4 protein-coding genes are annotated in these 6,540 nt (G+C 46.3%); all 4 read left to right on the top strand.

Annotated elements, in window-relative coordinates; translation table 11 throughout:
• Positions 1–124: 124 nt before the first annotated feature.
• The 4 genes from QF669_02305 to QF669_02290 all read left to right on the top strand — a co-directional run bounded on the left by QF669_02305 (position 125) and on the right by QF669_02290 (position 6,517).
• Entirely contained in the window at positions 125–1,363 is a 1,239-nt protein-coding gene (locus QF669_02305; GenBank protein MDP6456279.1) for a multiheme c-type cytochrome, read from the top strand.
• Positions 1,364–1,365: 2 nt separating this feature from the next.
• Complete coding sequence (locus QF669_02300; GenBank protein MDP6456278.1) at positions 1,366–2,169, top strand: hypothetical protein; 804 nt, start codon at positions 1,366–1,368, stop codon at positions 2,167–2,169.
• 575 nt (positions 2,170–2,744) lie between these two features.
• Complete coding sequence (locus QF669_02295; GenBank protein ID MDP6456277.1) at positions 2,745–4,106, top strand: aminotransferase class V-fold PLP-dependent enzyme; 1,362 nt, start codon at positions 2,745–2,747, stop codon at positions 4,104–4,106.
• A 92-nt stretch (positions 4,107–4,198) separates the two neighbouring features.
• Entirely contained in the window at positions 4,199–6,517 is a 2,319-nt protein-coding gene (locus QF669_02290; GenBank protein MDP6456276.1) for a TonB-dependent receptor, read from the top strand.
• Positions 6,518–6,540: the final 23 nt, after the last annotated feature.

Here is a 6,540-nt window from a genome sequence, read left to right as displayed (position 1 = left end):
GAAATAAGAACTACTTATGGCGAAGTTGCCAGAAGAAGTTCTTTAAAATCGACCGGAAGGTGGATGCCGGTAAGTTTCGCCAATATAAATATACCAAACAGTTTAATTAGATGAGGTTCTCTATATGATTTTTAGAAATGTTTTCATATCAATCATTATTGCTACAGCAATGATTATATCTGCTTTTATAATTCACCAAGCTCGCCCTAAAGTCGAATTATCTCAACCAGGGCCAGAATATGTTCGAGCTACTGGGAAATGCGCAACATGCCATTTACAAGAAACTTCTGCAATAGTTCATCAATTCTCAATGAGTAAACATGCTAGTCAAAATGTTACTTGTTATGAGTGCCATAGAGCACAGGATAAGCAAGAAGAAATGAATCACAAAGGATTTACCATTGCAAAAAATTTAACTGCATTGAATTGTAGCCAATGTCACTCTACAGAGTATTCGCAGTTTCTAAGAAGTCGTCATGGGGCTCCTGCATGGGCCGCAGTTAAGGGAGATGAAAATTTTAATGATGAACAAATAGCCTATGCCGAGAAATACCATCCAGGCTCTGTCAAAAGAGAGGCAAATAAATTAGCTATTGCTGAAGGTCCAGGTGTGATGGAAAAAGGCTGTATGTCTTGCCATTCTGTTGGTAAACCAAATGCAGATGGGAGCATTGGAACCTGTACTGCTTGCCATGCTAGACATTCAACTTCAATTGCACTTGCTAGACAGCCAGAAACATGTGGACAATGCCATATGGGGCCAGACCATTCTCAATTAGAAATTTATAATGAATCAAAACATGGTGTTTTATATTCACTTCAAAAATCACATTTTAACTTAGATGCAGATCCCACAACCTTATCAAGTAAAGATATGTCAGTTCCAACTTGTGCAACGTGCCATATGAGTGGCCTAGAAGGTATGAACGTGACACATGATGTAACCGAACGTCTATCATGGTGGCTTTTTGCACCAATTTCAAATAAGCGACCTAATTATAACTTGGGTCAGGAAACTATGAAAAATACTTGTCTCAAATGTCATGCAAAAACACATGTGGAAAAATTCTATAATGAGGCTGAAGATGTTGTTATTGCAACAAATAAAAAAGTCCAAAATGCTCTTGATATTATAAATGTACTTAGAAAAGAAGGGCTTCTTACGCCGGAGCCTTTTGATGAACCAATAGAATTTATTGTATTTGACCTTTGGCATTATTTTGGTCGAACAGCAAAACATGGCGCATTTATGGGTGGAGCAGATTTTGTTCAGTGGCATGGAAATTATGAACTGCTCCTAAAAACAAAAGAAATAGAAGAAATAGCTGAAAGACTACGAGAGCGAGCAAATACAAAGAAATAATAATGGCTACATTCGTACGCCCAACCTCTCTAATTATTGACATTTTTATAATTGTTAATTTGAGCTTTCTCGCACTTGATATTTTTATCGCTCATTCTACTAATGAATTTTCAAGGTCAGCTGAATGGATACCCTTCTATTTTTCTTTGATTGCACCGATATTTTTAGGAATTGAATCATGGAAAAATTGGAGCAATAAACAACGAAAAACTCAATTAATAAGTATAGTTATTGGATCTATTTCAATTATTATTGGTGTTGCAGGGCTAATTTGGCATTTACACAGTTCGTTTTTTGAATATTATACATTAAAAAGTCTCGTTTATACTGCACCATTTATTGCTCCTTTAGCCTATGCCGGATTGGGGGCTTTACTTATAATGAATCGTATGGTTGATCAAGAAAGTATGGAATGGGGTGAATGGTTAATATTTTTGGGACTTGGTGGGTTTTTTGGGAATTTCATCCTTGCACTTAGTGACCATTCACAAAACGGGTTTTTTATGATATATGAATGGATTCCAGTAATCAGTAGTGCCATTGCGGTTAGTTTTTTGGGAGTTACCTTGACTCAGAAATATTCAATTCAGTTTACGAATATTTCTATACTCATTATGATCCTTCAGATTTTTATTGGAGTGTGGGGATTTTATTTTCATTGTATGACGGTTCTACATAGTGATGCACCTGGATATTTTGAAAAAATTGTTTATAATGCACCTATCTTTGCACCACTTCTATTTGTAAATCTGGCTATACTATCTTTATTTGGTTTGATTGATCTAAGATATAAAATTATTGATTAAAGTTAACATTAGAATAAGCCACGTGAGGCTCATAACCCGATGGGGGGATTTAATTGTACTGAAACGCCTCTGGCTCAAATAAAGAAAACAAAATGAAAAAGAGTTTAATAATAAGAATGTGGAAATTTACATTTCCATATATTGACATTAGGTTAACGGTATTAGTAGGTCTGTCTTTCGGGCTAATGATTGCTAAACTTTGGGAGCCAATACTCTATTTAGACTGGTATTGGTATTTGATTATTGCGTTATTGGCTCTGATAAAACCTACAATTACATTTTTCAAACAGGTTTGATAAATCGCCTAACCCCACTCCACCTGACAACCGCAATGAGTAAACAAGTTTACTCCGTGGTCGCAGGTTAGTTTCGCCATTCTACCCGCAATCAACTCTTGACCCTTTGGCAAGTCCGGGACAGGTTATTTCATTCGTTTCAGCCTCCTGAGTAGCTAACCGGCTTCAACCTCCCTTTCCGGTTTCAACTTTATTTATATCACGCGCCTGCATACATTCTCGCACCCCTTCATCAGCATTATGAAGAGGTCAATCCCAGCCGAAGCAGGAGGCAACGAGATGGACAGATCAAGAAGAGCGTTTGTGAAGAAACTCGGACTCACCCTGACCGGAGGACTCTACGGCATCGATCACCTCCGAGCCTCTCAACCGTTCAATGAAGCATTGCCCGTTTCATCCTCGAAAGATCTGTGGTCTGACATTCAGTCCCAGTTTCTCTTCGATCCCGGTATCACCTACATGAACACAGGCACTGAGGGGTCCGCTCCCAAGCCGGTCTTTGACGACTATGTGCGCATCCTGAAACAGTTTACCACCAGTCCCACGCAAGCGACTTTCCACGATGATGACCTCAATTATTTCCAGGAGAATAATCGGGAAAAGGTGGCACAGTTCGTGGGTGCCGAGAAAGATGAGATCGTCCTGACAGGCAACACCACCATGGGCATCAATACGGTACTGTTTGGATTGGACTACGCTCCCGGTGATGAGATTATCACCACGCTGCACGATCACATTGCGGAGATTTCGCCTTCCAAAGTTCTGCGGGAAAGGCGGGATGTGAAGTTCACTCAACTTGAGCTCGGATCACCGGCGCGGAGCAAGGATGAAATCATCCGCCTTTTTGAGCGCGCCATCACGAACAGCCGTTTTCGCCCCAAGGTACTGCTCATCTGTCACATCAATTTCACCACGGGACTGCGAATGCCTGTGAAAGAGCTGTGTCAGCTTGCCCGCAAGCACGACATGATTTCGATAGTCGACGGCGCCCATGCCCTCGGCATGCTGAAACTCGATCTGCACGACATGGGGTGCGACTTCTACTCCACCGCCGGACACAAATGGCTCAATTGTGTCCCCGGTACCGGCGTACTCTACATGAAAGGAGGAGAAGCTAACACGCGTAATCTGTGGCCGGTCCTTTCAGAGTTCTACGACTTTCGCGATGAGGACGGCAACCTGTACGATATTGCCACTCAGATGCAGCTGCGGGGTCAGAACGATACGCCCGCCTACATGGCTATGGTTTCAGCCATCCGGTTTCAAAAGGAGATAGGAATCGGCACTATCGAAGGACGAATTCTCGAACTCAACAACTATCTGCGGCAGCGGATTGTAGATACGTGGGGGAAGGAAAGTCTCCTGGCGCCACCACCCGGGGCCGAAGAACTGTCATCGGGCATGGCGAGCTTCATCCCGTCAAGTAGTCCACCAAAGCGGTATGACAAAGAGTTCATTACGGCGATCCCCGAAAAGCTCTCCGATGAGTACGGCATATGGATCAGGTACGTCGATTTTTTTGCCAGACGAAATCATATGAGACGCGGCAAGAAGACTTACGTACTGCGCGTTTCCACGCACATCTTCAACGATACGGACCAGATTGATCGCTTGATCGAAGCCGTTGAAGCAGTCGCGTAGACGGCAAACTGCATTGAGCTGTTCGAGTGATGCTATCATAGAATCCGTACATCTTCCTTGAAATCTTGCCCGACATTTTGTAGGAATCATTGTTGATCAGCAAGACCACAGCGCTTGTTCTCTTTCTGGCGGTCTGTGCGGCGGGACAGACCTATTCCATTGAAGGCGTCGTTGCAGACCCGGACGGACGTCCCCTCGTGGAAGTCCACGTCACGCTCATACCGGGCTGGCACACCACACTCAGCGATGAGAACGGCAGGTTCGTCTTTCCCGATCTCGCTACCGGCGCATATTCCCTGAGACTCCAGTACATCGGCTTTGAAACCGAAACGGTTGAAAATGTGACTGTCGTGAATCAGGCAGTCGACCTTGGGACAGTCAGACTGACGGTCCGGGTGCTCGAAGCAGTGGAGGATGTAGTGGTTACGGCCACCCGCTCACAGCAGCGGAGCTACAATCTTGCGGAGGCAGTCAACATTGTATCCAGAAGAGAGATTGCGGAACGGAATGCGAAAACTTCCGCCGAAGCGCTGCGGGAAGAACCCGGCATAGCCGTCCAGAAGACGAACCACGGCGGCGGATCAGCTATCATCAGGGGATTCAGCTCAAATCAGATCTTGATTCTGGTGGACGGCGTCAGGCTCAACAATTCCACCTTTCGATTGGGTAACCATCAATACCTGACAACCGTCGATAACCAGATGCTGGAGCGGATCGAAGTTGTCCGCGGACCGACGTCAGTTCTGTACGGCAGTGACGCTATGGGAGGTACCGTCAATTTGATTACGCGACTACCAGCAACCGGAGGGAACTCCATCCATGTGCGCCGCCGGCTGTTGACCCGCTTAGCGTCGGCGGATCAGGAAAAGACGGTGCGGGCTGAAATCTCACTCCATGGAAACAGGTTCGCGTTCCAGTCCGGTTTTAGCAGTAAGAACATAGGCGATCTACGCCGCGGCACCAGCAGCCGTCACCGCGAACTGGAAAACTCTACAAACGGCCTCATGCAGACGCCCAGCGGCTTCGCGAGCCAGGACTTCGATTCGAAACTCGTCTACAGACCGTCAGCTATGAGCAGGGTAATCGTCGCCTATCAGACGAGTCGGCAGCAAAACGTTCCCCGCTATGACAAATATGAGAACGACAGTTATCAACTGTGGGTATATCACCCTCAAAGGCGTGATCTCGCCTACCTTGTGTACGATCGCCAGATCGACGGTAGATTTATCAACGCGTTCAAGACCACAGTCTCTTCCCATCGGCAGGCGGAAGGGCGAGAGATTCAGAAGAGCATTCACTCCTCTCTCACCCGCGAAAAGGACGATGTCCTCACTTACGGTTTTGCCGCACAAATGAATGCTGCATTCCCCAAGCATCAGATTATCTTCGGCACCGAACTCTATGCCGATCAAGTGTCCAGTACGCGCACCATGGATGATGGAGAAACAGAACTGCGCGGGCGCTATCCTGACGGCGCAACTTATTCAAGCATGGGCTTCTACCTCCAGGACGAAATCAGTATCAGCAACCGCCTCACCAGCCGCGTTGGCCTGCGCAGCAGTAGTCACAGCGCTCGCTTCCCGCAATCTGAGGCGGATGATCTTTTCTTCAATGAAGAATACAGTCAGACTTTTACAGCACTGACAGGAAGCATCACGTCGATCTTTAGATTGGATGATAACGTTTCCGCGAATTTCAACGTGGCACAATCGTTCCGGGCACCAAACCTGAGCGATCTCGCGAAGTTAGGCGAATCGAAGGGAGACATCTACGAAATCCCCAATGCACAGCTGAAGCCTGAGAGAGTGATCAATTATGAAGCAGGGATAAAGTTCTTCGGTTCAAGAATTCGCTCCAGCGTTAGTGCTTTCTATTCAGCGATCACGGACCTTATTACCAGCGCCGACGCCCTCTACCTCGGTGAATCCACTATTAATCTCGATGGGGAGACCTACAGGATCAAGTCGAAGCAGAATAGTGGGCGCGCTTTCATTCGTGGTCTAGAAGCATCGGCTGACTTCCAACTGACTGACAGCATCATCTTACGCACAAACATAACGAGTTGCTATGGTCACAACAGTTCCGCCGGTGAACCTGTAGGCGGTATCCCGCCTGCCTTTGGCTTGGTGGGCATAAGACGGAATTTCCACCGTTTCCATCTGGACGGTTTCGCCCGCTTTGCCGGAAAGCAGAGCAGGCTCTCTTCTGATGACCTGGACGATCCGAGGATTCCCCAGGGGGGTACCCCGGCCTGGGTCACCATCAATGCGAGGGGTGGTCTGGATATCTCATCTTCTCTCTCCGTTCAGATGGCGCTGGAAAATGTCACTGATCTCAACTATCGCGAACACGGTTCAGGAATCAACGGTCCTGGGAGGAACTTCATCATCACTCTTCAGTGGAGGAATTAGAACCCAATGATGCAGCCAGATTC

This window comes from Candidatus Neomarinimicrobiota bacterium, from assembly GCA_030743815.1.
Taxonomy (GTDB): Bacteria; Fidelibacterota; Marinisomatia; order Marinisomatales; family S15-B10; genus UBA2146.
Note: the sequence above shows the minus strand (reverse complement) of the source record. Positions and strands in the feature narration are given on the sequence as shown.